Annotated in this window: 22 protein-coding genes; 11 read left to right on the top strand and 11 right to left on the bottom strand. The window is 73.9% G+C overall.

Annotated elements, in window-relative coordinates:
- Positions 1 to 46: 46 nt before the first annotated feature.
- The gene (locus tag J2S66_RS17565; protein ID WP_310308197.1) at positions 47 to 625 is read left to right on the top strand and encodes a DUF4386 domain-containing protein; all 579 of its coding nucleotides are present in this window, start codon (positions 47 to 49) and stop codon (positions 623 to 625) included.
- Here the strand turns inward: J2S66_RS17565 and J2S66_RS17570 are convergent.
- Positions 616 to 1,512 carry an alpha/beta hydrolase family protein gene (locus J2S66_RS17570; RefSeq protein ID WP_310308198.1) on the bottom strand — a complete coding sequence of 299 codons (897 nt, stop codon included), beginning with the start codon at positions 1,510 to 1,512 and terminating at the stop codon, positions 616 to 618. The two genes, J2S66_RS17565 and J2S66_RS17570, sit on opposite strands and share 10 nt — an antisense overlap.
- An 82-nt stretch (positions 1,513 to 1,594) precedes the next feature.
- Positions 1,595 to 2,590 (bottom strand): YVTN family beta-propeller repeat protein, encoded by a 996-nt coding sequence (locus tag J2S66_RS17575; protein ID WP_310308199.1) that lies wholly within the window; start codon positions 2,588 to 2,590, stop codon positions 1,595 to 1,597.
- A gap of 334 nt (positions 2,591 to 2,924) precedes the next feature.
- Between J2S66_RS17575 and J2S66_RS17580 the strand changes: the two genes are divergently transcribed.
- The 4 genes from J2S66_RS17580 (at position 2,925) to J2S66_RS17595 (ending at position 6,258) form a co-directional block, all read left to right on the top strand.
- Positions 2,925 to 3,548, top strand: coding sequence for an L-threonylcarbamoyladenylate synthase (locus tag J2S66_RS17580; protein ID WP_306746618.1), 624 nt, complete (start codon positions 2,925 to 2,927; stop codon positions 3,546 to 3,548).
- Between the two features lie 31 nt (positions 3,549 to 3,579).
- Positions 3,580 to 4,401 carry an MEDS domain-containing protein gene (locus tag J2S66_RS17585; RefSeq protein WP_310308202.1) on the top strand — a complete coding sequence of 274 codons (822 nt, stop codon included), beginning with the start codon at positions 3,580 to 3,582 and terminating at the stop codon, positions 4,399 to 4,401.
- Positions 4,398 to 5,351 carry an anti-sigma factor RsbA family regulatory protein gene (locus J2S66_RS17590; protein WP_310308203.1) on the top strand — a complete coding sequence of 318 codons (954 nt, stop codon included), beginning with the start codon at positions 4,398 to 4,400 and terminating at the stop codon, positions 5,349 to 5,351. Before J2S66_RS17585 ends, J2S66_RS17590 begins: the two co-directional genes overlap by 4 nt.
- Positions 5,352 to 5,487: 136 nt before the next feature.
- Complete coding sequence (locus tag J2S66_RS17595) at positions 5,488 to 6,258, top strand: hypothetical protein (protein ID WP_310308204.1); 771 nt, start codon at positions 5,488 to 5,490, stop codon at positions 6,256 to 6,258.
- Here J2S66_RS17595 and J2S66_RS17600 read toward each other — a convergent pair.
- Genes J2S66_RS17600 through J2S66_RS17615 form a run of 4 tightly spaced genes read right to left on the bottom strand, consistent with a single transcriptional unit; the run spans position 6,255 to position 9,755 of the window.
- Entirely contained in the window at positions 6,255 to 7,088 is an 834-nt protein-coding gene (locus J2S66_RS17600; RefSeq protein ID WP_310308206.1) for a class I SAM-dependent methyltransferase, read from the bottom strand. The genes J2S66_RS17595 and J2S66_RS17600 overlap by 4 nt on opposite strands.
- An 18-nt stretch (positions 7,089 to 7,106) precedes the next feature.
- Positions 7,107 to 7,751, bottom strand: coding sequence for a 3-oxoacid CoA-transferase subunit B (locus J2S66_RS17605; protein ID WP_310308207.1), 645 nt, complete (start codon positions 7,749 to 7,751; stop codon positions 7,107 to 7,109).
- On the bottom strand, positions 7,735 to 8,541 hold the full coding sequence (locus J2S66_RS17610) for a CoA transferase subunit A (protein ID WP_310308208.1): 807 nt from the start codon (positions 8,539 to 8,541) through the stop codon (positions 7,735 to 7,737). The genes J2S66_RS17605 and J2S66_RS17610 overlap by 17 nt, the downstream gene beginning before the upstream one ends.
- Complete coding sequence (locus J2S66_RS17615) at positions 8,538 to 9,755, bottom strand: acetyl-CoA C-acetyltransferase (RefSeq protein ID WP_310308209.1); 1,218 nt, start codon at positions 9,753 to 9,755, stop codon at positions 8,538 to 8,540. Before J2S66_RS17615 ends, J2S66_RS17610 begins: the two co-directional genes overlap by 4 nt.
- A gap of 71 nt (positions 9,756 to 9,826) precedes the next feature.
- Between J2S66_RS17615 and J2S66_RS17620 the strand changes: the two genes are divergently transcribed.
- Positions 9,827 to 10,711, top strand: a complete 885-nt coding sequence (locus tag J2S66_RS17620; RefSeq protein ID WP_310308210.1) for a LysR substrate-binding domain-containing protein — start codon at positions 9,827 to 9,829, stop codon at positions 10,709 to 10,711.
- A gap of 113 nt (positions 10,712 to 10,824) precedes the next feature.
- Here the strand turns inward: J2S66_RS17620 and J2S66_RS17625 are convergent, their stop codons facing one another.
- Both J2S66_RS17625 and J2S66_RS17630 read right to left on the bottom strand, forming a co-directional pair.
- Positions 10,825 to 11,157 (bottom strand): hypothetical protein, encoded by a 333-nt coding sequence (locus J2S66_RS17625; protein ID WP_310308212.1) that lies wholly within the window; start codon positions 11,155 to 11,157, stop codon positions 10,825 to 10,827.
- Complete coding sequence (locus tag J2S66_RS17630; protein WP_310308213.1) at positions 11,115 to 11,966, bottom strand: hypothetical protein; 852 nt, start codon at positions 11,964 to 11,966, stop codon at positions 11,115 to 11,117. Before J2S66_RS17630 ends, J2S66_RS17625 begins: the two co-directional genes overlap by 43 nt.
- 239 nt (positions 11,967 to 12,205) lie before the next feature.
- Here J2S66_RS17630 and mptB point away from each other — a divergent pair, with 239 nt between their 5' ends.
- Positions 12,206 to 13,636: a polyprenol phosphomannose-dependent alpha 1,6 mannosyltransferase MptB gene (gene mptB / locus J2S66_RS17635; RefSeq protein WP_310308214.1), complete on the top strand. Its 1,431-nt coding sequence runs from the start codon at positions 12,206 to 12,208 to the stop codon at positions 13,634 to 13,636.
- Positions 13,629 to 15,215 carry an apolipoprotein N-acyltransferase gene (gene lnt / locus J2S66_RS17640; protein WP_310308216.1) on the top strand — a complete coding sequence of 529 codons (1,587 nt, stop codon included), beginning with the start codon at positions 13,629 to 13,631 and terminating at the stop codon, positions 15,213 to 15,215. Before mptB ends, lnt begins: the two co-directional genes overlap by 8 nt.
- On the opposite strand, the gene J2S66_RS17645 is transcribed toward lnt, so the two are convergent.
- Complete coding sequence (locus J2S66_RS17645; RefSeq protein WP_310308218.1) at positions 15,151 to 16,650, bottom strand: chitinase; 1,500 nt, start codon at positions 16,648 to 16,650, stop codon at positions 15,151 to 15,153. The genes lnt and J2S66_RS17645 overlap by 65 nt on opposite strands.
- Positions 16,651 to 16,840: 190 nt before the next feature.
- On the opposite strand from J2S66_RS17645, the gene J2S66_RS17650 reads away from it, so the two are divergent.
- Positions 16,841 to 19,837 (top strand): NACHT domain-containing protein, encoded by a 2,997-nt coding sequence (locus tag J2S66_RS17650; RefSeq protein WP_310308219.1) that lies wholly within the window; start codon positions 16,841 to 16,843, stop codon positions 19,835 to 19,837.
- 7 nt (positions 19,838 to 19,844) lie between these two features.
- Complete coding sequence (locus J2S66_RS17655) at positions 19,845 to 19,979, top strand: DUF3072 domain-containing protein (RefSeq protein WP_310314865.1); 135 nt, start codon at positions 19,845 to 19,847, stop codon at positions 19,977 to 19,979.
- A gap of 44 nt (positions 19,980 to 20,023) precedes the next feature.
- Here J2S66_RS17655 and J2S66_RS17660 read toward each other — a convergent pair whose 3' ends face one another.
- Positions 20,024 to 20,740 carry a polyamine aminopropyltransferase gene (locus tag J2S66_RS17660; protein WP_310308220.1) on the bottom strand — a complete coding sequence of 239 codons (717 nt, stop codon included), beginning with the start codon at positions 20,738 to 20,740 and terminating at the stop codon, positions 20,024 to 20,026.
- Positions 20,741 to 20,941: 201 nt separating this feature from the next.
- Between J2S66_RS17660 and J2S66_RS17665 the strand changes: the two genes are divergently transcribed.
- Positions 20,942 to 21,757, top strand: coding sequence for a phytanoyl-CoA dioxygenase family protein (locus tag J2S66_RS17665; RefSeq protein ID WP_310308221.1), 816 nt, complete (start codon positions 20,942 to 20,944; stop codon positions 21,755 to 21,757).
- A gap of 39 nt (positions 21,758 to 21,796) precedes the next feature.
- Here J2S66_RS17665 and J2S66_RS17670 read toward each other — a convergent pair whose 3' ends face one another.
- Positions 21,797 to 23,299 carry a S8 family peptidase gene (locus tag J2S66_RS17670; RefSeq protein WP_310308222.1) on the bottom strand — a complete coding sequence of 501 codons (1,503 nt, stop codon included), beginning with the start codon at positions 23,297 to 23,299 and terminating at the stop codon, positions 21,797 to 21,799.
- Between the last annotated feature and the right edge of the window lie 206 nt (positions 23,300 to 23,505).

The following is a 23,505-nucleotide window of genomic DNA, read 5'->3' on the forward strand; positions in this document are numbered from 1 at the left end:
TTCACCTTACTAAGTAAGGCCAGTGACCTGCTGGAAGGCGGGAGCCATGTCACCGAGAACCACCGGACGGGCCGTCGGGGCCCTGTTCCTGCTGGCGTTCTTCGCGTACGGCGGGGGCACCGCCCTGGTCGGGGCCGGATCGGTCCCGGCGGGCGCGCTGCTGATGCTGGTCAACTCCGCCGTGGTCGTCGGCATCGGCGTGCTGGCGCTGCCCGTGCTCAGGCCGCACGACGAGCTCACCGCGCACGCCTACCTGACCGGCCGCGCGGCCGAGGCGGTGCTGCTGGCCGTCGGGATCGTCTTCCTGCTCGGGACGTCCGCGAACGAGGGCGACCACTACGCGTACCAACTCGCGATGATCTTCGCGGGCGCCGTCGGCGTGCTGTTCTGCCGCACCCTGCTCCGCGCCCGGCTCGTGCCGCGCGCCCTGGCGGTGTGGGGCGCGGTCGGCTACGCGGTGTTCCTGCTCGGGGCCGTGCTGGAGGTCCTCGGGCACCGGGTCGGCGTGGCGCTGTCCGTGCCGGGCGGCCTGTTCGAGGTGGCGCTGGGCGCGCTGCTGCTCGTGAAGGGCTTTCCCGCGGTCCCCGCCCACGACCCCGTCGTGCGGCGGACCGTTCAGGCGTGACCGGTGATCCAGTCGACCAGCGCCTCCCGGTAGCCGGGGGCCGGACCGCCGTCGACCTGCACGCGGTGGTCGGCGCCCGGGAAGACGCGCACGGTCAGGGTCGCGCCGGGCAACCGGCCGGGGTGGGTCGCGGCGGCGGTGAGGAGGTGCGCGCTGCCGGCGACCGGCACCACCGCGTCCGCGCCGCCGAACACCGCCAGGAGCGGGCAGCGCAGGCCCACCACGTCGGGCGCGGGGTCGTGGTCCTGCTTGCGGCACAGGAAGCCCCAGAGGCGTTCGTCCACGCCCTCCGTGTAGGCGGTGACGGCCGGCGGGAGCCGCGAGGAGCGGATCAGGCGGGTCGCCTCGGCGAAGTCCGCGCCGCGCCTGCCCGCCTCGACGAGGCGGTCGTAGAGGTCCAGCGCGGCCGTCACGTCGTCCGGGGACAGGTCGCGGCGCAGCTCGTTCTCCAGGCCGTAGCGGTCCTGGAGGGCGGGCGTCATGCCGGGGCACCCGTTCACCACGACCCACGGCACGTCGTCCCGCGCGGTCGCGGCGCGCAGCACGACCCAGCCACCCTCGCTGTGGCCGAACAGCCCTGCGCTCGCGACACCGGGCCGCGCGCGCAGGAAGTCCAGCGCGGCGGTGGCGTCGGCCGCGAGGTCGTCCAGCGTCCCGTCCAGCCAGTTCCCCGAAGACCCGCCCACGCCGCGCTTGTCGTAGGACAGCACCGCGATCCCGGCGTCCACCAGGTGCCGGCGGATCGGCGGGAAGTGGACGTCGTTGTGGCGGTCGGACGGCCCGGAGCCTCCGACCAGGACCACGCCGGGCACCGGCCCGCCGCGTTCCGGCACGTCCAGCGCACCGGCCAACTCGACGCCCGGACCGGCGAACACCACGTCACCCACGCGCACCACCTCCACGACCAGTGAACCGGTCGGCGCGGGCGGATGTGGCGCTTTCGCCACATCGCCGCCGCGCCCGCCGGGGTCACGACGTGACGGCGAGGCCCTCCGGCTGCTTGCCCACGGGCACGGTCGACACGACGCTCCCCGACACGGGGTCCAGCAGGGACATCAGGCCCGCCCCGGTGTTGGTCAGGTACACGCGGCTGCCGTCGGGGTTGGCCGACGTGCCCTCGGGCAGGTGGGCGACGGGGACCGCCGGGCCGGCCGGATCGCCGGACGGGGTCAGGACGGACACGGTGTCGGCGCCCGTGTTGGCCACGTGCACCCGGCCGCGCGGGGTGACCGTGACGCCCAGCGGGGCGTTCCCGACCGGGGTGGTCCTGGCCGGGCGGTGGTCGTCGGCGTCGATGACGGTCACCGAGTTCGACCCGGTGTTGGTCACGTACACCCGCTCGCCGTCCGGGCTGACGGCGACGCCCGCCGGGTACAGGCCGACGGGGATCGTGGCCACCGGCTTGTGGCTGCCGGCGTCCAGGACGGTGACGGTGCGGTCGCCGTTGTTGGTCACGTAGACGCGCTTGCCGTTCGGACTCACGGCGACCGAGTGCGGGAAGCGGCCCACCGGGACGTCGCGGACGGGCTTGTTGGTCGCGACGTCCACGACGGTGACCGTGTCCGAGCCGAAGTTGGTCACGTAGGCGTGGGTCGGGGTGACGGCCACGCCGTACGGGTTGCGGCCGACCGGCACCGTGGCCACCACGCCGTGCCCCCGCGCGTCGAGCACGGAGAGCGTGTCGGACTGCTCGTTGGTCACGTACACCCGCTCACCGCCGGGCGCCGCGCCCACGCCGACCGGGTACTTGCCGACCGGCACCGTGGCCACCACCTCGGCCAGGCGCGTGTCGTAGACCGTCACCGAGTCGGAACCGCTGTTGGCGACGAAGACCTTCACCCGCGAGGGGTAGAAGTCGGCCGACGCCGGCGAGGGTGTCAGCAGCGTGGCGACGACAACAAGCAGTACGCCCAATCGAGTGAACAACAGCGGGTGAACTACCAACTGCGAGTAGAAAACGATCATGGGTGACACCCTGCTCATGACTTCCTCATCCTGGGGACATGTGGCGATCAGCGCCGCGACGTAACGCGAAGAACCTCCACGAGCCGGCTTGTGGCCCCTTGCTCGCGAGCGTCGGCGGCCGCACCCCTTCGACGAGGCCGTACCACTGCCGACCGGACACCCGACACTAATGGCCTAGTGGCCGATTTCGCAGAGTGAGGAGCACCTGATTCGCCTCGTCGGGTGGCAAACCCCGCTAACAGGTTGAGCGGGGGGAACCCGCCGATCACGGGCGCGGACCGGCCCCGGCGGGGTGGCCGCGCGCGCAGCGGGGCGACGCGCATAGGCTCCCCGCATGGCGAGGTACTTCGACGTGCACCCGGTGAACCCGCAGCGCAGGGCCATCGACCAGGCGGTCGCGCTGATCAAGGCGGACGGGCTGATCGCCTACCCCACGGACTCCTGCTACGCGCTGGGGTGCCGCCTGGGCAACAAGGACGCCCTGGACCGCATCCGCCGGATCCGCCACCTCGACGACCGCCACCACTTCACGCTGATGTGCCGCGACTTCGCCCAGCTGGGCCAGTTCGTGCACGTGGACAACTCGGTGTTCCGGGCGATCAAGGCGGCCACGCCGGGCAGCTACACGTTCATCCTCCCGGCCACCACCGAGGTGCCGCGCCGGCTGATGCACCCGAAGAAGAAGACCGTGGGCGCCCGCATCCCCGACCACCCCGTGGCGCAGGCCCTGCTGGCCGAGCTGGGCGAGCCGCTGCTGTCGAGCACGCTGCTGCTGCCCGACCAGGAGGAGCCGCTGGTGCAGGGCTGGGAGATCAAGGAGCGCCTGGACCACCTCGTGGACGCGGTGCTGGACTCCGGCGACTGCGGCACCGAACCCACCACGGTGGTCGACTTCTCGCAGGGCGAGCCCGAAGTGGTCCGCGTGGGCGCGGGCGACCCGTCGCGCTTCGACGCCTGACCCCGGCGACGCGGTGGCATAGGATCTTCCGATGAAGTCGCCCGCGCCGCCGGACCCGCTCCACCGGTGCCACCGCTTCGAGGACCGGGCCGAGTTCGAGGCCCGCGCCGCGGAGTTCCTGGCCGAAGGGCTCGCCAAGGGCGAACGCGTCCAGTACGTGGCGCCCGGCGACCCGGGCGGCATCACCCGTGGGCTGCGCGCGACCGGCGTCCTCGACGTGGGTCTGCGGCGCGGTGCCGTGCGGTTCGCCCCTCCCGAGGCCGCCTACCCCTCCGACGCGGTGATCGACCCGCGGGAGCAGGTGCGCGCCTACGCGGCGGCCACCGAGGAGGCGCTGGCGGACGGGTTCACCGGCCTCCGCGTCGCCGCCGACGCCACGTCGCTGGTGCGCACCCCCGACCGACTCGACGCGTTCGCGCGCTACGAACACCTGGCGGACCGCTACATGGCCACCCACCCGATGTCCGCGATGTGCGCCTACGACCGGACCGAACTGGGGGACGACACCATCGCACAGCTCGCCTGCCTGCACCCGCCGGCCGACGACGCCACCGCGCCGTTCCACCTGCACGCGCGCGACGGCGCGTCCGCCGCGCTGGCCGGCCGGCTGGACGCGGAGGCGCGCGAGCTGTGGCCGCTCGCGCTGGAGCGCGCGGAACTGCCGGCCACCGACGGCGAGGTGGTCGTCGACGCGGCCCGGCTGGAGTTCGTCGACCACCGCAACCTGCTCGCCCTGGCCGGGCACGCCGAGCGGCGCGGGACGACGGTGGTGCTGCGGACGCCGCTGTCGCACCCCGGGCACCTCCTCCGGCTGCTGGGCGTGACCCGGGTCCGCGTGGAGCCGGTGCGATGAGGACCGACGCCCACGGTCGGGGTTACGACCACTCCGCCGCCTACTACGCCTCCGACGAGGACCTGCTGTCCGTCGTGGTGCCGTTCCTGCTCGACGGGCTGGAGGCGGGCGAGCCGACGGTGGTGTCGCTGGCACCGGAGCGGTCGGAGCTGGTGCGCTCGGCGCTCCCCCGTTCGGCCGGGGTGGTGTTCACCGCCAACGACGACGTCTATGCCCGCCCCGCCTCCGCGATCCGGTCCTACCGGGAGATGATGGCCGGGTTCGTGGCCGACGGCGCGCGCGGCATCCGCATCGCCGGCGAGGTCCCGAAGGCGGCGCTGACCACCTCGTGGGACTGGTGGGCCCGCTACGAGTCGGCGGTCAACCACGCCTACGACGACTTCCCGCTGCGCAGCATGTGCCTCTACGACACCCGCGACACCCCGCGGCACGTGCTCGACGACGTGGCCCGCACGCACCCGTTCGCCCTCACCGCCGGCGGCGGGCGCCACACCGTCGGCGACTACGTGCCGCCGCCCGCGTTCCTCGCCGAACCGCGACCGGCGGCGCCCCTCCCGATCGAGTCCACGCCACCGCTGGTCGACGTGGTCGTCCGCACGTCCGCCGAGGCCCGCCAGGCGGTCGCGGACGCCAACCGGGCCCGGTTGTCCGCGGCGGAGTTCGAGGACCTGCTGCTGTCGGTCAGCGAGGTGGCGACCAACGCGGTGCGGCACGGTTCGCCGCCGGTCCGGCTCAGGGTGTGGGCCGACCGCGACCGGGTGGTCGTCGAGGTCCACGACACCGGGGCCGGACCCACCGACCCGTTCGCCGGCCTGCTGCCCGCCCCGGACCGCGACCTCGGCGGCCTGGGCCTGTGGCTGGTGCACCAGTTGTGCGCGCACGTCGCGCTGCGCCGCGACGAGAGCGGCTTCGCCGTCCGCCTGGTCGCGGGCGACCCCACGGGGGCCTGACCCCGCCGGGGCCTGACCGCACCGGGCCTGACCCGACGCGGCGGAGATCAACCCCGATGCCGCCGGTCAGGGGTATGGGAGCGTTCCCAGAACGGCTAGCTTGCCTTCTGCCCCCTCAGCGCAGAAGGAGCCCCCCGTGCGGAAGCGGTTGTCGTCGGCGGTCCTCGCCGCCCTGTTCTCGGTCGTCGCCCTCCCGGTCGCCGCGGCCGGCCCGGCCGACCACCGGCCCGGCACGTGCGACCGGCCCGGCCTGCTGTTCTGCGAGGACTTCCAGCGCGTCCCCACCGGCGCGGGCACCAGCCTGCGGTGGGGCGTGGACACGAAGAACGGCTCGCTGGAGGTCGAGCGCGACCGGCGCGGGCAGAAGGTGCTGCACGTGCGGGCCGAGGGCAACGGCCGCGCGTTCCTCAAGGTCGACGACTTCAGCCCGCCCGGCAACAGCTTCTGGGGCCGGGTGCGGGTCAAGGTCGCCGGGTTCCCGGCGCAACCCGACTGGGCGCACTACACGCTGGTCGAGGCCACCGGCGACGGGCCGGAGGTCGTGCGCCCGCTCGGCGGCCAGTACGTGCCCACGCTCGACCGGGCGCTGTGGGGCGTGGGCGCGGACGGCGGCCCGACCGGCGACTGGACGAACTGGCGCGAGTCGGCGCCCTCCGAGGCCGGTCGCTGGCAGTGCGTCGAGTGGCGCATGGACGCGACGGACAACCGGGTCGAGCTGTGGTTCGACGGCGAGCCGCGCCCCGACCTCACCGTCTCCACCCGCGAGCACGGCGGCAACCAGGTCGACTTCCTGTTCCCGCGCTTCGACACGGTGAAGATCGGCTGGCAGCTGTACCAGCCGAACGAGGGCGCCTACGACCTCTGGTACGACGACATCGCGCTGGGTTCCCGCCGGATCGGCTGCTAGCCGGGCCTGCGCCAGGTCATGACCCCGGTGGGCGGCACGTGCTCGGCGAAGCCGTCCGCCGAGGTCCGGCGCAGCAGCGCGCGCAGGTCGCGCTCGAAGTCGCCCAGCCGGTCGCCGAACAGGTGCGGGGCGGAGAAGGAGCAGGAGAACACCCACGACACGACGTCGTCCTCGGTCCGCTCGACCACCTGCCCGGCCGGCACGACGAGCCGCGCGAAGCCCTCGAACCCCGCGCGGGCCAGGACGAGGTCCTCGCGGCCGGGCGTGCCGTGCGGGAGCGTGCCCTGCCCGGCGCGGCGCACCGGGCCGAGGTGGCGGCGCACCAGTTCGGCGATCCCCTCGTACGGCGGGACGGGCAGCGGCAGCGGGGTCGCCCCGGCGGGCGGGTCCTTGAGGTCGCCGACGTGGACGAACGCGCCGCCCGGCGCGAGCATCCCGAACACGGCGGCGGCGACGCGGTCGCGGTCCGTCCAGTGGAAGGACTGGGCGAACACCACCGCCCGGAACTCCCCCAGGCCGGCCGGCAGGTCCTCGGCGCGGCCGGTCACCCAGCGCACGCCGGAGACCCCGAGGCGGTCGGCCCGCCGCCCGGCCTCGCCCAGCATGTCCTCGTCCGGGTCGAGGCCGACCGCCTCGGTGAAGAACGGGGCCAGGTCGAGCGTCACCGTGCCCGGCCCGCAGCCGACGTCGAGGACCCGGCCCCGACCGTCCCACCCGAGCGCCCCGGCCACCGCGCCGGCGAAGCCCGGCGCGTACGGCAGCCGGCCGCGCTCGTAGTGCGCCGCGCTCCCCCGGAACAGCGTGCCGTCCCACTGCCACCCCTCGGGCACGTCCACCACCCCCGGCGGTCATCCTGCCGCAGTGGCGTCCTCCACGGGCGCGTCGGTCCGGTCGGCGACCTCGTCGAGGGTCACGCCGGGCGCCAGCGCCACCACCCGGAAGGCGCCGCCGGCGACGTCCAGCACGGCCAGGTCGGTGATCACCCGCGAGACCACGCCGCGGCCGGTCAGGGGCAGCGTGCACGAGCGCAGCAGCTTCGGTTCGCCGCGCCGGGTGGTGTGCTCCATCAGCACGATCACCCGGCCCGCGCCGGAGACGAGGTCCATGGCGCCGCCCATGCCCTTGACCACCGAGCCGGGCACCACCCAGTTGGCCAGGTCGCCGGCGGCGGAGACCTGCATGCCGCCCAGGACGGCGGTGTCGACGTGCCCGCCGCGGATCATCGCGAAGCTGGTGGAGGAGTCGAAGTAGGACGCGCCGGGCAGCACGGTGACGGTCTGCTTGCCCGCGTTGACCAGGTCGGGGTCGACCTCGTCCTCGTAGGGGAAGGGACCGACGCCGAGGATGCCGTTCTCCGCGTGCAGGGTGACCGCCGACCCGGCGGGCAGGTGGTCGGGGATCAGCGTGGGCAGGCCGATGCCGAGGTTGACGTACTCGGCGTCCCCCAGCTCGCCGGCGGCGCGGGCCGCCATCTCGTCACGGGTCCAGGGCACGTCGGGCCTCCTCTCCCGCACCGGGGCGCTCGCCCCGCGTGGTCCGCTGCTCGACGCCCTTGCGCGCCGCCTGCTCGGGTGTGAGCGGCACGACGCGCTGGACGAACACGCCGGGCAGGTGCACCTCGTCCGGGCCGATCCCCCCGGCCTCCACGACGCGCTCGGCCTCCACGACGGTGAGCCGGCCGGCCATCGCCGCCGCCGGGTTGAAGTTGCGGGCCGCCGCGTGGAACACGCAGTTGCCCGCCCGGTCGGCGACCGCGGCGCGCACCAGCGCGACGTCGGTGACGATCGACTCCTCCAGCACCATCTCCCGGCCGTGGAAGGAGCGCACCTCCTTCGGCGGCGAGGCGACGGCGACCGTGCCGTCCGGGTGGTGGCGCCACGGCAGGCCGCCCTCCGCGACGAGCGTGCCGACCCCCGTGGGGGTGTAGAACGCGCCGATGCCCGCGCCACCCGCCCGCAGCCGCTCGGCGAGCGTGCCCTGCGGGGTCAGCTCCACGGTCAGCTCGCCGGAGAGGTACTGCCGGGCGAACTCCTTGTTCTCCCCCACGTAAGAGGCGACGACCCGGCTGATCCGCCGCCGCTCCAGCAGCAGGCCGAGCCCTGCGCCGTCCACGCCGCAGTTGTTCGACACGACGGTGAGGTCGTCGGCGCCCTGCTCCAGCAGCGCCTCGACGAGGACCCACGGGATGCCCGCGAGGCCGAAGCCGCCGACCGCCACGCTCGACCCGGCGGTGACGTCGGCGACCGCCTCGGCCGCGGTGGCGACCACCTTGTCGCGGCTCACGGGGCGACCCGCTCGAAGACCGCGGCGAGCCCCTGGCCGCCGCCGATGCACATCGTCTCCAGGGCGTAGCGGGCCTCGCGCCGCCGCACCTCGTGCGCCATCGTGGCCAGGACGCGCGCGCCGGTCGCGCCCAGCGGGTGCCCGAGCGAGATGCCGGACCCGTTGGGGTTGAGCCGGTCGTCCTCCGGGTCGAGCCCCCACTCGCGCAGGCAGGCCAGCACCTGCGCGGCGAACGCCTCGTTCAGCTCGATCACGTCGACGTCGGCGAGGGTGATCCCGGCGCGGGCGAGCGCGGCCTCCGTCGCGGGCACCGGGCCGAGGCCCATCACCTCCGGTCCGACTCCGGCCACCGCCCACGACCGCAGCGCGAGCAGCGGGCGCAGCCCTCGCCGCTCGGCCTCGTCCCGGGTGGTCACGACGCACGCGGCGGCGCCGTCGTTCTGCCCGCTCGCGTTGCCCGCGGTGACGGTGGCCCCCGGGTCGAGCGCGAGCCGCATCGGCGTGAGCGCGGCCAGCCCTTCCGCCGTGGTGCCGGGGCGCGGGTGCTCGTCGCGGTCCACCACCGCGCCGGGCGCGCCGCGCCGGCCGGGGACGGTGACCGGCACCAGCTCGTCGGCGAACCGGCCGGCCTCGTGGGCGGCGACGGCCCGCCGGTGGGAGCGGGCGGCCAGCTCGTCCTGCTCCTCGCGCGCGATGCCGTACTCGCGCCGCAGGTTCTCGGCGGTCTCCACCATCCCGCCGGGCACCGGGTGGCTCCGGCCGCCGGCCGTCACCCGTGCGCGGTCGAGGCGGTCCACGAGCTGCACGCCGCCCTGCTTCACGCCGGTGCGCAGGCCCAGCGCGTAGTGCTCCACCCGGGACATCGACTCCACTCCCCCGGCGACGACCAGCTGGGCCGCGCCGGTCGCGACCTGCCCCGCGGCGTACAGGACGGCCTGGAGGCCCGAGCCACAGCGGCGGTCGACCTGGAGGCCGGGCACCGCCGCGCCGAGGCCCGCGTCGAGCGCGGCGACCCGGCCGACGGCGGGCGACTCGCCGTTCGGGTGGCACTGGCCGAGCACGACGTCGTCCACGTCGCCCTCGCCGAGCCCCGTGCGGCGCACCAGTTCCGCCAGCACGGTCGTCGCCAGGTCGGTGGCGTCGAGCGCGGCGAGCGCCCCGCCGAACCGGCCGACCGGGGTGCGGACCGGTTCGCAGATCACGACATCGCTCATGCCACCGACCGTAGGCGACGAGCACTGATACGCGGAAATACCCTTCCCGTCGCCTCTGAGACGCTGGGGGTATGACCGAGCTGCGCCACCTGCGCTACTTCCTCGCCGTCGCCGAGGAGCGCCACTTCACCCGCGCCGCCGCCCGGCTGCACATGGCCCAACCGCCGCTGTCCCAGCAGATCCGGCGGCTGGAGGAGGAACTGGGCGTGCTGCTGTTCGACCGGAGCAGGCGGCGGGTCGAGCTGACCGACGCCGGCGCCGCCTACCTGCGGCGGGTGCGGGCGATCCTGGCGGAGGTGGACGACGCGGCGGACGAGGCGCGGCGCGTGGCGTCCGGCGTGCAGGGGCGGCTCGTGGTCGGCTGCGTCGGGTCGGCGACCTACAGCCTGCTGCCCGCCTTCGCCCGCGCGCTGCGCGAGGACTTCCCCGGCATCGACGTCGCGTTCCGCGGCGAGATGCTCGTGCCCGCCCAGGTGGCGGCGCTGCTCGGGCACGAGATCGACCTGGCGCTGCTGCGCCCGCCGGTGGACGAACCGGCGCTGCGGCTGGAGACCCTGCGCACCGACCGGTTGATCGTGGCGCTGCCCGACCGGCACCCCCTGGCCGCGCGCAAGCGGTTGCGGGTGGCGGACCTGCGCGGCGAGGACCTGGTCGTGCACGCGTCCGGCGGGTCGGTGATGCACGGGACCGTGCTCGCGCTGTGCCGGGAGGAGGGCTTCGCTCCGCGCGTGCGCCACGAGGTCGCCGAGACCTCCACCCTGGTCACGTTCGTCGCCGCCGGCCTGGGGATCGCCGTGGTGCCCGAACCGGTGGCCCGGCTGGGGGTGCCGGGCGTCGCCCACCGGCCGCTGTCCGGCCGCGCGGCGCGCATCGACCTCGTGGCCGCCGTCCGGGCCGACGACCGGACCCCCGCGCCGGCCCACGCCGTCGCGGTGCTCCGGGGCCTGGTCCGCTGACGGCTACCGCTGGTGCGGCAGGTCCTCCACGACGTCCCCGGCGGCGTCGAACGCCACCACGCGCTCGGTGACCGGTCCCCGCTCGCGCAGCTCGCGCAGGTCCGGTGACGCGATCACCAGGGTGCCGCCGGCGAGCACGGCCGGCAGGTCGGGCGCGTCCCGCCGACGCAGCACGACCGAGGCGACCGCGTCCCGGTCCACCAGCCGACCAGGGCGACCCGGTCGCTGCGGTCGTCGACGAAGCCGTGGTACACCCTGGTCAGCGCGACGGTCCCGCCCACGACGGCGAAGTCGCGCACCGGGCCGTGCCGCGGCCCGAAGTCGTGCACGTACGGCTCACCGCCGGTCAGGTGGTGGAGCAGCAGGTCCCCGTACCGGCCCAGTTGGACGGACTCGTCGCCGGTCAGCGCGGCGTGCGCACCGGGTTCCCGGCAGGACGGGTCCACGACCGGCCGCACGTCGGCCCGCGCCAGGGCGAGCGCCAGGCGGCGGCCGGCCTCGGACTCGCGGTCGCCCGCCGGGAGGGGCCGGTCGGCCACGCCCCGGCGCGCGGCGGGACGGCGACGTCCGTTCCGCCGCCGTCGACGTGCAGGACGACGTCGCGCTCGTCGACGGCGAAGGCGTTGGGCACGACGAACAGCCCGTCGGCCAGGATCGCGTTCTCCTTGGCGTAGCGGCCACCGGGGCGTTCCACGGCCACCCGCGCGGTACCCCGCGGCACCACGCCGGCGATCGTGCCCGCGGTGGTGTGGAAGGCCACCGCGGGCGGTGCGGCGGTCACCGGCCGGGACAGCGTCGTGGTGGTGGGGGTCAGCTCGGCGAACAGCGGACCGTCCGGAGTGGAGAAGACGACGACGTGCACCCCGGCGTGCCGCGCGGTGAGCACCGGCCGCCAGGACCCGGCGGGCGGGTGCCCGGCGGTCGCGAGCCGCGCGCAGCGGGCCACGGCGGCGGCCTCCGCCCACCCGCGGTGCACGCGGTAGCGGTTCTCCGCGGTCAGCACGCCCTCGTCCGGCGCGGCGTCGAGGTCCGCCAGGTGCCGCCGCAACCGCGGCCGGCTCGGGAAACCGTGGTGGCGGGCCGGCACCAGCTGCGCGGCGGCCGGCGTGACGCCGTCGGCGGGGAGGTCCGGGGCGTGCTCGGCGACGAGCGCCGGCGCACGCGGTTCGGCGGCGCGGACGCGGCGCAGCAGGTCCTTGGCGAGCGTACGGAGCTGCTCGGCGTCGGGGCGCTCGGGCAGGGGGACGACGGGCATTCCAGCCTCCTGGGCACCTGCGGTCCGCTGCTCAGGGCACTGGGAGGGTGGCTTCGTGGTGGTGCGCGTGCGGAAGCCGGGGGTGGGCTCTGCCCTTCCCGCGGACCCGGAGGCGCTCCCCGCGCCGGTCCCCACCGTACACGAGCGCGCCGGCGGCCCGGGGTCATCCTGCGGTCGTAGGCGGTGTGCGACCGCAGTGCGATCCGTGATGATCCACCCGCCCAGCACGATCGTCCGCGATGGACTCACACCCCGCTCTCGTGTCACCGGACCGGCTGCGCTGGACCGGGTTCTGCGGCGTCGCGCTGCTGACCCCGGCCGCCTGGGTCGGCGCGGTCGCCTCGTCGTCCGGACTGGTCGCGTCGGCGTTGGCGGCCAGCGTCGCGGGGATCGGCCTGCTAGTGCTGTCGTGGGCGCTGCTCGGCCGCGCCCCCCTGCCGTCCCCGTCCTGGCTGCTGCGGACGCTGGCCCTGTGGTGCGGGCCGCTGCTGGTCGCGCCGCCCCTGTTCAGCCGAGACGTGTTCAGCTACCTGGCGCAGGGCGAGGTCGCCGCGCGCGGCCTGGACCCGAACGCCGTCGGCCCCGCGACGGGGCTGGGCACGGCGTCGGAGGTCGTCGGGCGAGTGGGGTCGTACTGGCGCGACACGCCGTCGCCCTACGGCCCGCTGTTCGGCGCGGTCGAACGGGTGATCGCCGAGGTCTCGGCCGGCGACCCGGTGGCGGGCGTGCTGCTGCACCGCCTGGTCTGCCTGCTGGGGCTGGTGCTGATCGGGTGGGCGGTCCCCCGGCTCGCCGCGGTCGCCGGCGCGTCGCGGCGCACCGCCCTGTGGCTGGGCGTGCTGAACCCGCTGGTGCTCTGGCACCTCGTGGGCGGCGCGCACAACGACTCGGTGATGCTGGGCCTGATGCTCGCCGGCACGGCGGTGGCGCTGGAAGGGCTGCGGGAGCGCGTCGACCGGTGGGCGGTGGGTGCCGGTGTCGTGCTCATCTCCTCGGCCGCGCTGGTGAAGCTGCCCGCCCTGGCCGCGCTGGCGGTGGTCGGCACGGCGCTCGCCCGCCGCCGCGGTGGCTCCCTCCGCGACTTCCTGCTCGCCGGGCTGGGCATGGTGCTGGCGTTCGCGGTGGTGTCCTCCTCGGTCTCGGTGCTGACCGGGCTCGGGTTCGGCTGGGTGCGGGCGCTGGGCACGCCGGGCCGGGTGAACAGCTGGCTGGCGCCGACGAACTGGTTCGGCTTCCTGACCGGCGGGCTGTTCGGGGCGCGGGCCACGCAGGCGATGATCGGCGTCGGCAAGGCGATCGGGTTCGCGATGACGGTGTGCGGGGTGGGTGCCGTGCTGGTCGGGCAGTTGCGCGGGCGGGTCGGCGCGGTGGCGTCCCTGGGAGCGGTGCTGGGCCTCGTCGTGGTCCTCGGGCCGGTGGTGCAGCCCTGGTACGCGCTGTGGGCGATGGTCCCCCTGGCCGCGAGCCGGTTGCCGGGGCGCGCGGTGCCGTGGTCGGTGGGGGCGGTCGCCGTCTTCGCCGTGCTCGTGCCCCCCTCGGCGGGGGACTTCACCGGACGGGTCGGCTCGCTCGTCGCGGGCTACGCGATCGGGGCGGTCGTGGTCTGGGCGGCGTTCCTGCTGCTGACGAGGCCGGCGGCGGTCCGCGTGGCGGTGCCGGCGCGTGCCTGACCGGGTGTGGCGCGGTGCCGCGGCCGCGGCGGCCGGGGTGCTGCTGCACGTCGCGTTCCCGCCCCGCGTGCTGTGGTGGGCGGCGGTGGTCGCGTTCGCCGTGCTGTGGTTCGCGCTGCGCGGGGCGGGCACCCGCCGGTCGACGGCGCTGGGCTTCGTGTTCGGCCTGGCGTTCTTCCTGTGCCACCTGAGGTGGATCGACGACTTCCTGGGGCGCGACTTCGGTCCCGCGCCGTGGCTCGGCCTGTCGGCGCTGATGGCCCTGTTCACCGCCGGGGCGTGCGCGCTGGTGCCGCTCGTGGCGCGGTTGCCCGGCGCGCCGGTGTGGGCGGCGCTGCTGTTCGTGCTCCAGGAGGCGGTGCGCGGCCGGGTGCCGTTCGGCGGTTTCCCGTGGGGGCGCGTGGCGTTCGGCCAGGTCGAGGGCCCGTACCTGCCGCTGGCGGCGGTCGGTGGCGCGCCGCTGGTGTCGTTCGCGGTGGTGGCGACGGGGTTCGGCGTGGCGGCCTGGCTCGTCCGGCCGCGCGACCCGCAGCGGGCGTGGCCGGTGCTGCCGCTGGTCGCGGCACTGGCCGTGACGCCGCTGGTCGGCGTGGACGCGCAGGACGGCGAGCGCGTGGTGGCCCTCGTGCAGGGCAACGCGCCGGACGTCGGCCTGGGGCTGCTCGACGAGCGCGGGACGCTGCGCCGCAACCACCTGGACGCCACGGCGAACCTCGCGGGGGCGGTCCGCGCGGGCGAGGTGCCCGCGCCCGACCTCGTGGTGTGGCCGGAGAGCGCGACCGCCACCGGCGACCGCGACCCGGTGCTGGACCGGGCCGTGGCGGACCTCGGCGTGCCCGCCCTGATCGGCGTGCTGCGGCGCGTCGACGGGGTGGAGGAGAACGCGGTCGTCGCGTGGGACCCGCGGACCGGCGCGGGAGCGTCGTACGCGAAGCGGGAACTGGTGCCGTTCGCCGAACGCGTCCCGCTGCGCCCCCTGGCGAGCCTGGTCACCCCGTTCGCCGACGCGCCCGACCTGCGCGCGGGGACCTCGCCGGGCGTCCTGGATGTCGCGGGAACCAGGGTGGGCGTGGGGATCTGCTACGAGGTGGCCTACGACGCGGTGCTGCGCGACGGCGCCGCCCGGGGGGCGCGGCTGTTCGTGGTGCCGACGAACAACGCCTGGTACGGGCGTGGCGGGATGAGCCACCAGCAGTTGGCGATGGCCAGGCTGCGCGCGGTGGAGCACGGTCGCGCCGTGGTCGTGGCGGCGGTCAGCGGGGTGAGCGCGGTCGTGCGGCCGGACGGGGGTGTGGCGCGGTCCACCGGCCTGTTCACCGCCGAGACGCTGGTCGACACCGTGCCGCTGCGGTCGGGCACCACTCCCGCGACCCGGTGGGGCGGTCTCCTGGAACTCCTGCTCGTGCTCGCCGCGCTCGCCGCGTGCGCGGTCGGGGGGTGCGCGGTCGGGACGCGCGCCGGCGGTCCCGGTGGACGGTCCCCGCGCGGTGGGGCCGTCCACCGGGCCGTCCGCCCTAGCGGGGCAGGTACGCCCGGTGCGAGCGCGAGAACTCGAACCCGTTGTGCCGGTCCCAGTTGATCGACCACGTCATCAGGCCGCGCAGGCCCGGGTAGACCGCCTTCGGCTTGTACGTGCCGCAGTCCGTCCCCTTCGCCAGGCAGTCGAACGACTTCCGCACCTCGGCGACGGAGGTGAACCCGTTGCCCGCGTTGATGCTCGCGGGCAGCCCGATCGCCACCTGGTCCTGCCGCAGGCCGGGGAACACCTTCGTCGCGTCACCGCGCACGGGGAACCCGGCCAGGACCATGTCGGCCATGCTGACGTGGAAGTCGTGGCCGCCCATGAAGTGGTACTGGTTGTCCAGGCCCATGATCGGGCCGGAGTTGTAGTGCTGGACGTGCAGCAGCGTCAGGTCGTCGCGCAGGGCGTGGATGACCGGCAGGTACGCCCCGGCCCGCGGGTCCGCGCCGCCCGCGCCGCCGTAGAACTGGTAGCCGACCTGCACGAAGAACGTCTCCGGCGCCATGGTGAGCACGAACCGGGCCCCGTAGCGGGCTTTCAGCGCCTTGAGCGCGGAGATCAGGTTGACGACGACCGGCGTGGTCGGCGACCGGAAGTCGGTGTCGTTCGCGGCGAGCGACAGCGAGTGCCCCTCGAAGTCGACGTCGAGCCCGTCCAGGCCGTACCGGTCGATGATGGCGGAGGCGCTGCGGACGAACGCGTCCCGCGCCGCCGTCGTGGACAGCTGCACCTGGCCGTTCGCGCCGCCGATGGAGATCAGCACCTTCTTGCCCTCGGCCTGCTTCTCGCGGATGCCCGCGATGAACTCGGCCTCGGACTCGACGTTCGGGCACTCTGCCGCGGGGCACTGCGCGAACCGCAGGTCGCCGGACGTGGCGGAGGTGGGTTCGGCGAAGGAGAGGTTGATGACGTCCCACTCGTCGGGGACGTCCTTCATCCGGATGTAGCCGGAGCCGTTGGCGAAGCTGGCGTGCAGGTAGCCGACCAGCACCTTCTTCGGCAACCCGGTCGCGGGTGGCGTGGTCGTGGTCGTGGTGGTGGTGCCGGTCGTGGTGGTCGTCGTGGTGGTGGTGGTCGTGGTGGTCGTGGTGGGCGCCCCGGCGCACGGCGCGCCGTTGATCCGGCAGGCGGCCGGGCTCGCGGTCCCGGAGGCGTTGAACCCGAATGTCACCGTGGCGCCGGGCGCGACGGTCCCGTTGTACTCGCGGTGGGTGAACGAGTAGCGCCCGCCCGAGTTGGTCTGGAGGGCGTCCCAGTAGGCGCCGACCGACGTCCCGGCCGGCAGGTCGAACTCGACCTTCCACCCGGAGATCGCCGCGCTGGTGTCGTTGCGGATGGAGAACTGGGCCGTGTACCCGCTCTCCCAGCTGGACGTCTTGGCGAACGTGGCCGTCACCGACGCGGCGTAGGCGGGGGTCAACCCGACCGCCACGGCGCCGGCCACGAGGGCCACCACCGCCGCCACCCGGGCGAACAGGACTCTGCGCGACATCGGACCTCCCAGTGGTGGCGGCCTCCAGGTGGGAAGAATTGGACTAGACCAAAACCTTCGTGTCAAGACTTGGCAACCAAACGGCGCACTCCGCACTTCGGCGGAAGCGCCTCCTCCCGCCAGGGCAACACTCCTGAACCGTTCGACGGCCCGGTCACCCGACCGCCGAGGAGAACAGGAGGTCGTGCCGGTGACGGGCACGCTGCTCGGTGTGGTCATCACGACGCTGCTCGGCGTCGGCACCGCGATCCTCCGCCAGGTGCTGAAGTACCGCCGCTCGTTGGCGCGGGAGTCCCAGTCGTTCTTGAAGTACGTGATCGGCAACGTCCGACTGAGCATCGGACGTCACGTCAGGAAGTCGCTGGCAGGCCAGTTCGGTGTGCGCCGGTACGCGGAACTGAAGCTCGCCACCTTCCCCGCGCGCCTCTTCGTGCCCTCCGTCGACGGTGCCGCGATCGACATCGACACCGCCTACGTCCGTCTGTCGCTGTCCGGCGCTCGGCGCCGGGTCACGGACGACGACCTGCTCGCCGACGACGCCGGCTCTGTACTGCTGTTCGGCGATCCGGGCTCGGGCAAGTCGTCCTTGACGAAGAAGCTGTTCCGCCAGACCTGTCGGAAGGCGTTCACGCACCCCGACACCAATCGACTGCCCCTGCACGTCGAACTCCGCGGCCTCGGGTGGGCAGAGGCCAAGGCATCGAAGCAGGATGCCGGGGCGTGGCTGCGGGGTGAGTTGTTCCGGCTGGCCGCGCAGGTCGAAGGCGTTCACGACCCTCGGTTCGCGCTGGACGCCTGGGCGGGCAAGAACGGGCTGCTCGTCCTGCTCGACGGCATGGACGAGGTGCCGGAGCGCTGCCTCGACTTCGCCGGCGAGGCGATCCAGGACCTGATCGCCTCCTTGCGCGGGAAGTCGCCGCACACCAGCGTGATCGTGACGGCGCGCACCCAACTGCGCGGCGCGCTGTCACGTGGCTTCATCGACGGGATGAACGCCGTCTACACGGTCGAGCCGTTCACGGCGGCGGATGTGTTCGAGTTCCTGCGCAAGTGGCCCTACCCGGCAGGCCGGTCGGGCGAGGCCCAGCGCATCCTCAACACGTTGCTGGAGCACCGGACGTTGGCGGAGATGTGCGGCAACCCGTTGATCCTGTCGATGTACGTCGCGCAGGACCAGCGCTACACGGCCTCGCCGAACCTCGGCTCGGTGCGGCTGCCGGACACGCGGACCGAGTTCTACAGCAGCGTCATCGGGGAACTGCTGGTGCACCGCCACTCGCAGCAGTTCGGCCAGGGGCAGGGTGCTTCCGAGACCCGGCGGGCCCGGGAGGAACTGCTCGGCAAGATCGCGCTCGATCACCTGTACGGCGGTGACGACCCCGCGAACTCGATCTCGTGGCGCGACGCCGTCCACACCACCCAACGGCTCACCGGTCTGTCGACCACGGCCAAGGCCGAAGCGCACCTGCGGGCGTTGGCGATCGACACGGGGATCTTCACCGAGGAGCGGCCAGGCGAAACGCTCCGCTTCATGCACCTCACACTGTGCGAGTACTTGGCCGCGATCGAGGCGAGCGAGAGCGGCGTGCCGGCCTTTCCCGATCTCGCGGACGCCCTGTTCGCATCTCCGGGAGCGCAGAGCAGCAGGCTGTCCGAAGTGGTGATCTTCACGCTGACGATGTTCAAGCGCTCCGATCGCCTCCGGGCGCTGGACGACCTGCACGAGCGCGGCGCTTCTCCCGCACTGCTGCTGCGGGCGGCACGCGAGTGCCAAGCGTACGAGTCGACGACCTTCACCTCGGCCGCGACCGCCCTGCGCCGACAGCTGACGAGGACTGACGTCGCCCTGTGGAACGAGCAGTGGTTCGCCGACATCCGCCTGCTGATGACCTGCCTGGACGAGGCCCGCCGTTCCGCCCGTCCCGGCCACCCCCTCGCCGGCCACAGCACGGAACACCTGCTCCGACAGCTCACCCGGAACGACTCGCAACGCCTGGACCGCCTGTTCGAGATGTGGCTGGAGTTCAACCCCGCCGAGGCGCTGACCACGGCCCGGCTGCTCCGGCAACTCGATCCTCAGTTCGACTTGACCCGCCGCTTCGTCGCCGCACTGGAGCGCATCGAACTGCTGATGTACGCGATGTCCCGGGTCTCGACGCTGGCCGACGACCAGGACCACTGGACACCACTGCTCGCCGAAGCGGCGTTGACCGCTCCCCTGGTGGCGCAGAAATTGGTGAACGAACCTCCGCCCACCTCTCCCGTCAAGCGCGCCGGGGAAACCTGGGAGACGACCGGCGCGGCGAAGAACACCTTGCTCGGTTGGGTGCTCACCAGGGCAGCGGACCAGTTCGCGACCCTTCCCGGACCGACCAGGACGGCGCTGGCCAGGCTGGGCCTGCTGACTGCCGTGAGTCCGTCGGACACGCTGTTCCCGGACGGCTCGATCATGAGGACGTCAGCGGTGGGGTTCGCCCGCAATGCGCTGTTCGCCGGTCCGCTCGGCGCGGTGTCCGTCGTGCTCGGCGCGGTGCTCGGCATCGCGCCCGCCTTGACCGGACCAGTGGGTGTCCTGCTCTGCTCCTGGGCTCTGATCGCGGCTTGGTTGGCCGTCATCCTGGTCACGGGGAACAAGTGGTCGGTCGATCTGGCGGACACGCGCGGGCCGGAAAAAACGCAGACACCACTTCTCAACCTCGCCCCCAGGTTGGCGGGTATCCGCCCGAGCTGCGTGATCGCGTCAGTCGACGGAGGTACGAAGTTGTACGTCAACTCCACGACGCCCACCATCGACGATCCGAGCCCCAGCGACCTGCCTCGTCCCGACCTCCTGCCCACCGTCACACCGGGCCTGGTGGTGGACCTTCGAGGGATGAAGCCCGCGCTCCAGGCCACATACCTGCTGACCAACGCGTTCGCGTTCGATCACGCGGTCGAAAGCGCCCACACCCCGCTTCCACGTCGAAGCCTGGAAAAAGTGCGAACCCTGCTCTTGCTGGCCGCGTCGGGACGGGTGACCCGAGTCCACCTCGTGTCCGCCGACCGGCAAGCGCCCAGAAGGAGGATGCCGGTACTGCTGATGGTTGACCTGTGGTCCGGGCGGGTACCTCGAACGCGCGTTCGAGGAAGAGGAGAAGCACGTGGACCGCAACCCCGAGAAGGACCCCGCCGACTGGACCACCGGTGACGAGCCGATGACCGGACCGCAGGAGTCCTACCTGAACACGCTGGCCCAGGAGGCCGGCGAAGAGGTGCCGGACGGGCTGACCAAGGTCGAGGCGTCGCAGATGATCGACCGACTCCAGGAGGAGACCGGACGCGGCAAGTAGCCGGACGAGGCGCGCGGGCGGGGCCGGTCGGCCCCGCCCGCCCCTCAGCCGGCCTTCGTCGCCAGGTAGACGGTGCTGGTCGCCTCCCGCTGCTGGAGGGGGTTGTGGAAGCGGACCACCTCGGGCCTGACCTCGACGAAGACGTCCGCCAGCGCCGCCGCGTAGTCGTCGTCCGGCGGCTCGTTCGACCACAGCGCGAACACCCCGCCGGGGTGCAGCCGCTCGGCCACGCGCGCGATGCCGGCGGGTTCGTAGAAGTCGGCGTTGCCGGGGTGCAGCAGGTGGCGCGGCGAGTGGTCGATGTCGACCACGATCGCGTGGAACAGCCGGTCGGGCGACGCCGGGTCGAACCCGCCGCCGGCGCGCGACATCGCGAAGAAGTCGCCGTGGAGCAGGGTGCAGCGGGGGTCGGCGGCCAGTTCCCGACCTCCCGGCAGGAGCCCCTGGCGGTGCCAGTCGATGACCTCGCCCAGGGCGTCGACGACCAGCAGCGAGCGGACGGCCCGGTTCTCCAGCACGGTGCGCGCGGTGTAGCCGAGGCCGAGGCCGCCGACCAGCACGTCCAGGGGCGCGGACCGGCCCTCCAGCGCCAGGCGCGCCAGCTCGACCTCGGACACGGTGAACAGGCTCGACATCAGGAACTCGTCGTTGAGCTTGATCTCGTGAACCTCGCGGTCGAACACCGGGTCCCAGCGGCGGCGCAGGACCAGTTCGCCGAGGGGCGTCCGCCGCCAGTCGAGTTCTCGGAAACGCGCGCTCATGGGTATTGCCTCCGGATCGGTTCACGCCCCGGTCGCGGTCGGCTGCCCCAGCGGCATCGGCGCACGTCGGACGATCCCCGATGATCGCAGCAGGCCGGATCACCGACCGAGGAGGCACCGCCGGATGCTTTTACAACGTTGAAATAGCGGCCTGCCGCGATTACGTTCGGCTGAGGCCGATCGTCACCGGAAGGGGTCGTCATGACCGGCACCGACGTGGACACCGCCGTCCGCGGACTGCGCACCGACGGGATCGCCGCGTTGCGCGGCGCCTTCGAGCCCGAGTGGGCCGACCGCCTGCGCGAGGACGTCGAGGCGTTGTTCCGGGAGGCGATGGCCCGCCCCGACGGCGCGATCGGCCGCGGGCCGAACCGGTACTACGTCGAGGTGCACCCCGAGCGGATCAGGGGGTTCCTCGACCTGGTGACCCACCCGTGGGTGGACGCAGTCGCGCGGGCGGTGCTGGGGCCGGACTACCAGGTCGTCGAGATCGGCTTCGACGTGCCGCTGCCGGGCGCGGTCGCGCAGCCGTGGCACCGCGACTTCCCGGCGCCGCGCGAGACCGTCGCGGACCGCCGCCTCACCTCGCTGGCGTTCAACGTGACGACGGTGGACACAGTCCCCGAGATGGGCCCGTTCGAGATCGCCCACGGCACCCAGTGGGACGACGGGGCGGACTTCGACCACGGGATGTTCCCGCCGAAGTCCGCCTACCCGCGCTACGAGGGCCTCGCCCGGCGCAAACTGCCCCGGCGCGGCGACGTCTCCGTGCGCTCGGCGCTGACGATCCACCGCGGCACGGCCAACCGGTCCGACTCCTCCCGCCCCGTGCTGGTGCTCGGTCTGGTCGCCGCGGGCGTGGAGAACGACCGCAACGACCTGGTGGTCAGCCGCGCCTACCACGAGCGGCTGCCCGCCGAGGTCCGCGCGCACCTCGGGTGCCGGGTCGTCGACGAGCTGGAACCGCTGGTGCAGAAGCACACCATCGAGGGCCTGGTGATGGGCGCGACCGACTAGCGCCCCGCCGGGGGCCGACCCCGGCGGGGCGTGCGGAGGTCAGTCGAGGAAGTAGCCGAGGCCGCCCTCGGTGATCTGGCCCTCGCAGTTCGGGTCGGGGGACTCCATGTGGTCGCCGGTGCCGCGCACGAGGCAGCGGTAGATCGCGTGCGCGCCCGCGGTCGGGGCATCGTGGGCGTAGCCGAGCAGGCCGACGCGGGCCTGGCCCTCGCAGTTCTGGTCGTACGAGGTGAAGTTGTCCCAGCCGCCCACCAGGCAGCGGTACAGCGGGTGGGTGCCGGGGGCCTGGGCGGTGAGCAGCCTGCCCAGCGCGCCCTCCGTCGCGTACCCGGGCGCGCCCGTGGTCGAGGTCAGGTGGTCGGCCCCGCGCAGGTAGCGCACCGCGACCACGGTGGACGGGCCGCCGGTGGTCGTGCCGGTGTGGAGCAGGCGGTTCGGCGAGCCCGCGCCCGGGTCGGTGACCTTGCCCGGCGTGGCGGCGTCCACCAGCGCCGCCTGGACGGCCGCGGGCGCGTCGCCGGGGCGTGCCGCCAGGTGCAGGGCGGCGGCGCCGGCCACGTGCGGGGTGGCCATCGACGTGCCGCTGATGGTGTTCGTGGCCGCGTCGCCGGTGTGCCAGGAGGAGGTGATGCTCTGGCCGGGGGCGTAGAGGTCGGTGCACCTGCCGTAGTTGGAGAACGAGGCGCGCGCGTCGCCGCTGGTGGAGGCGTTGACCGTGATCGCCTCGCCGACCAGCGCGGGGCTGTAGCCGCAGGCGTCGGCGTTGGAGTTGCCCGACGCGACGGCGTAGGTGACGCCCGAGGCGATGGAGTTGCGGATGGCGGCTTCGAGCGGTGCGGTGGCGGCGGACGCCGCCGCACCGAGGCTCATGTTGGCCACGGCCGGCTTGACGGCGTTCGCCGTCACCCAGTCGACGCCGCTGATGACCTGGGCGAACGTGCCGGAGCCGGCGCAGTTGAGCACGCGCACGGCGACCAGCCGCACACCCTTGGCGACGCCGTACTGGCTGCCGCCGATCGTGCCCGCGACGTGCGTGCCGTGGCCGTTGCAGTCGGTGTTGGTGCCGTCCACGGCGTCGTGGCCCCACGTCGCGCGACCACCGAACGTGGTGTGCGTGGTGCGGATGCCCGTGTCGAGGACGTACGCGCGCACGTTCCCGGCGGTCGTGCCGTAGCTGTACGAGGAGTCCAGCGGCAGGTCGCGCTGGTCGATCCGGTCGAGCCCCCACGACGGCGGGTTGGGCTGCACGTCGACGGCGCGCACCAGGCCGTCCTCGCTCACCGACGCCACGGCGGGGTCGGCGGCGAGGCGCCTGGCCTCGGACTCGCTCGCGTCGACGGCGAACCCGCGCAGCGCGTGACGCCACGTCGCGGTGACCGTGCCGCCGTGCTTCGAGGTCAGGTCGGACGCCTGCACGACCACGTCGTCCTTGAGCACCACCACGTACCGGCCGGGCACGGCGGTGCCGGCGGCGGCGACGGCGATGTCCGCCTCGGCCGCGCCGGCGTGCGGCGCGGTCACCACCAGGCCGACCGCGAGCACGGCGGCACCCGTTAAGCCCTTCGCACCAACGATTCTGCGCTTCACCAAACCTCCAGCGTCGGGTTCCGGCCACCGAGCGTGGCAGTGCCCGGCGCCGGGTGTCCTGCGGCAGCCCGAACCCGGCCGACCGGGGTTGTCGAATCTTCACAGGCCATTCGGATGTGTGGAGAATCCCTTGCGTCCGCTCCCCCGCGCCCGTCAGGAGT

The organism is Saccharothrix longispora (assembly GCF_031455225.1).
Classification (GTDB): domain Bacteria; phylum Actinomycetota; class Actinomycetes; order Mycobacteriales; family Pseudonocardiaceae; genus Actinosynnema; species Actinosynnema longispora.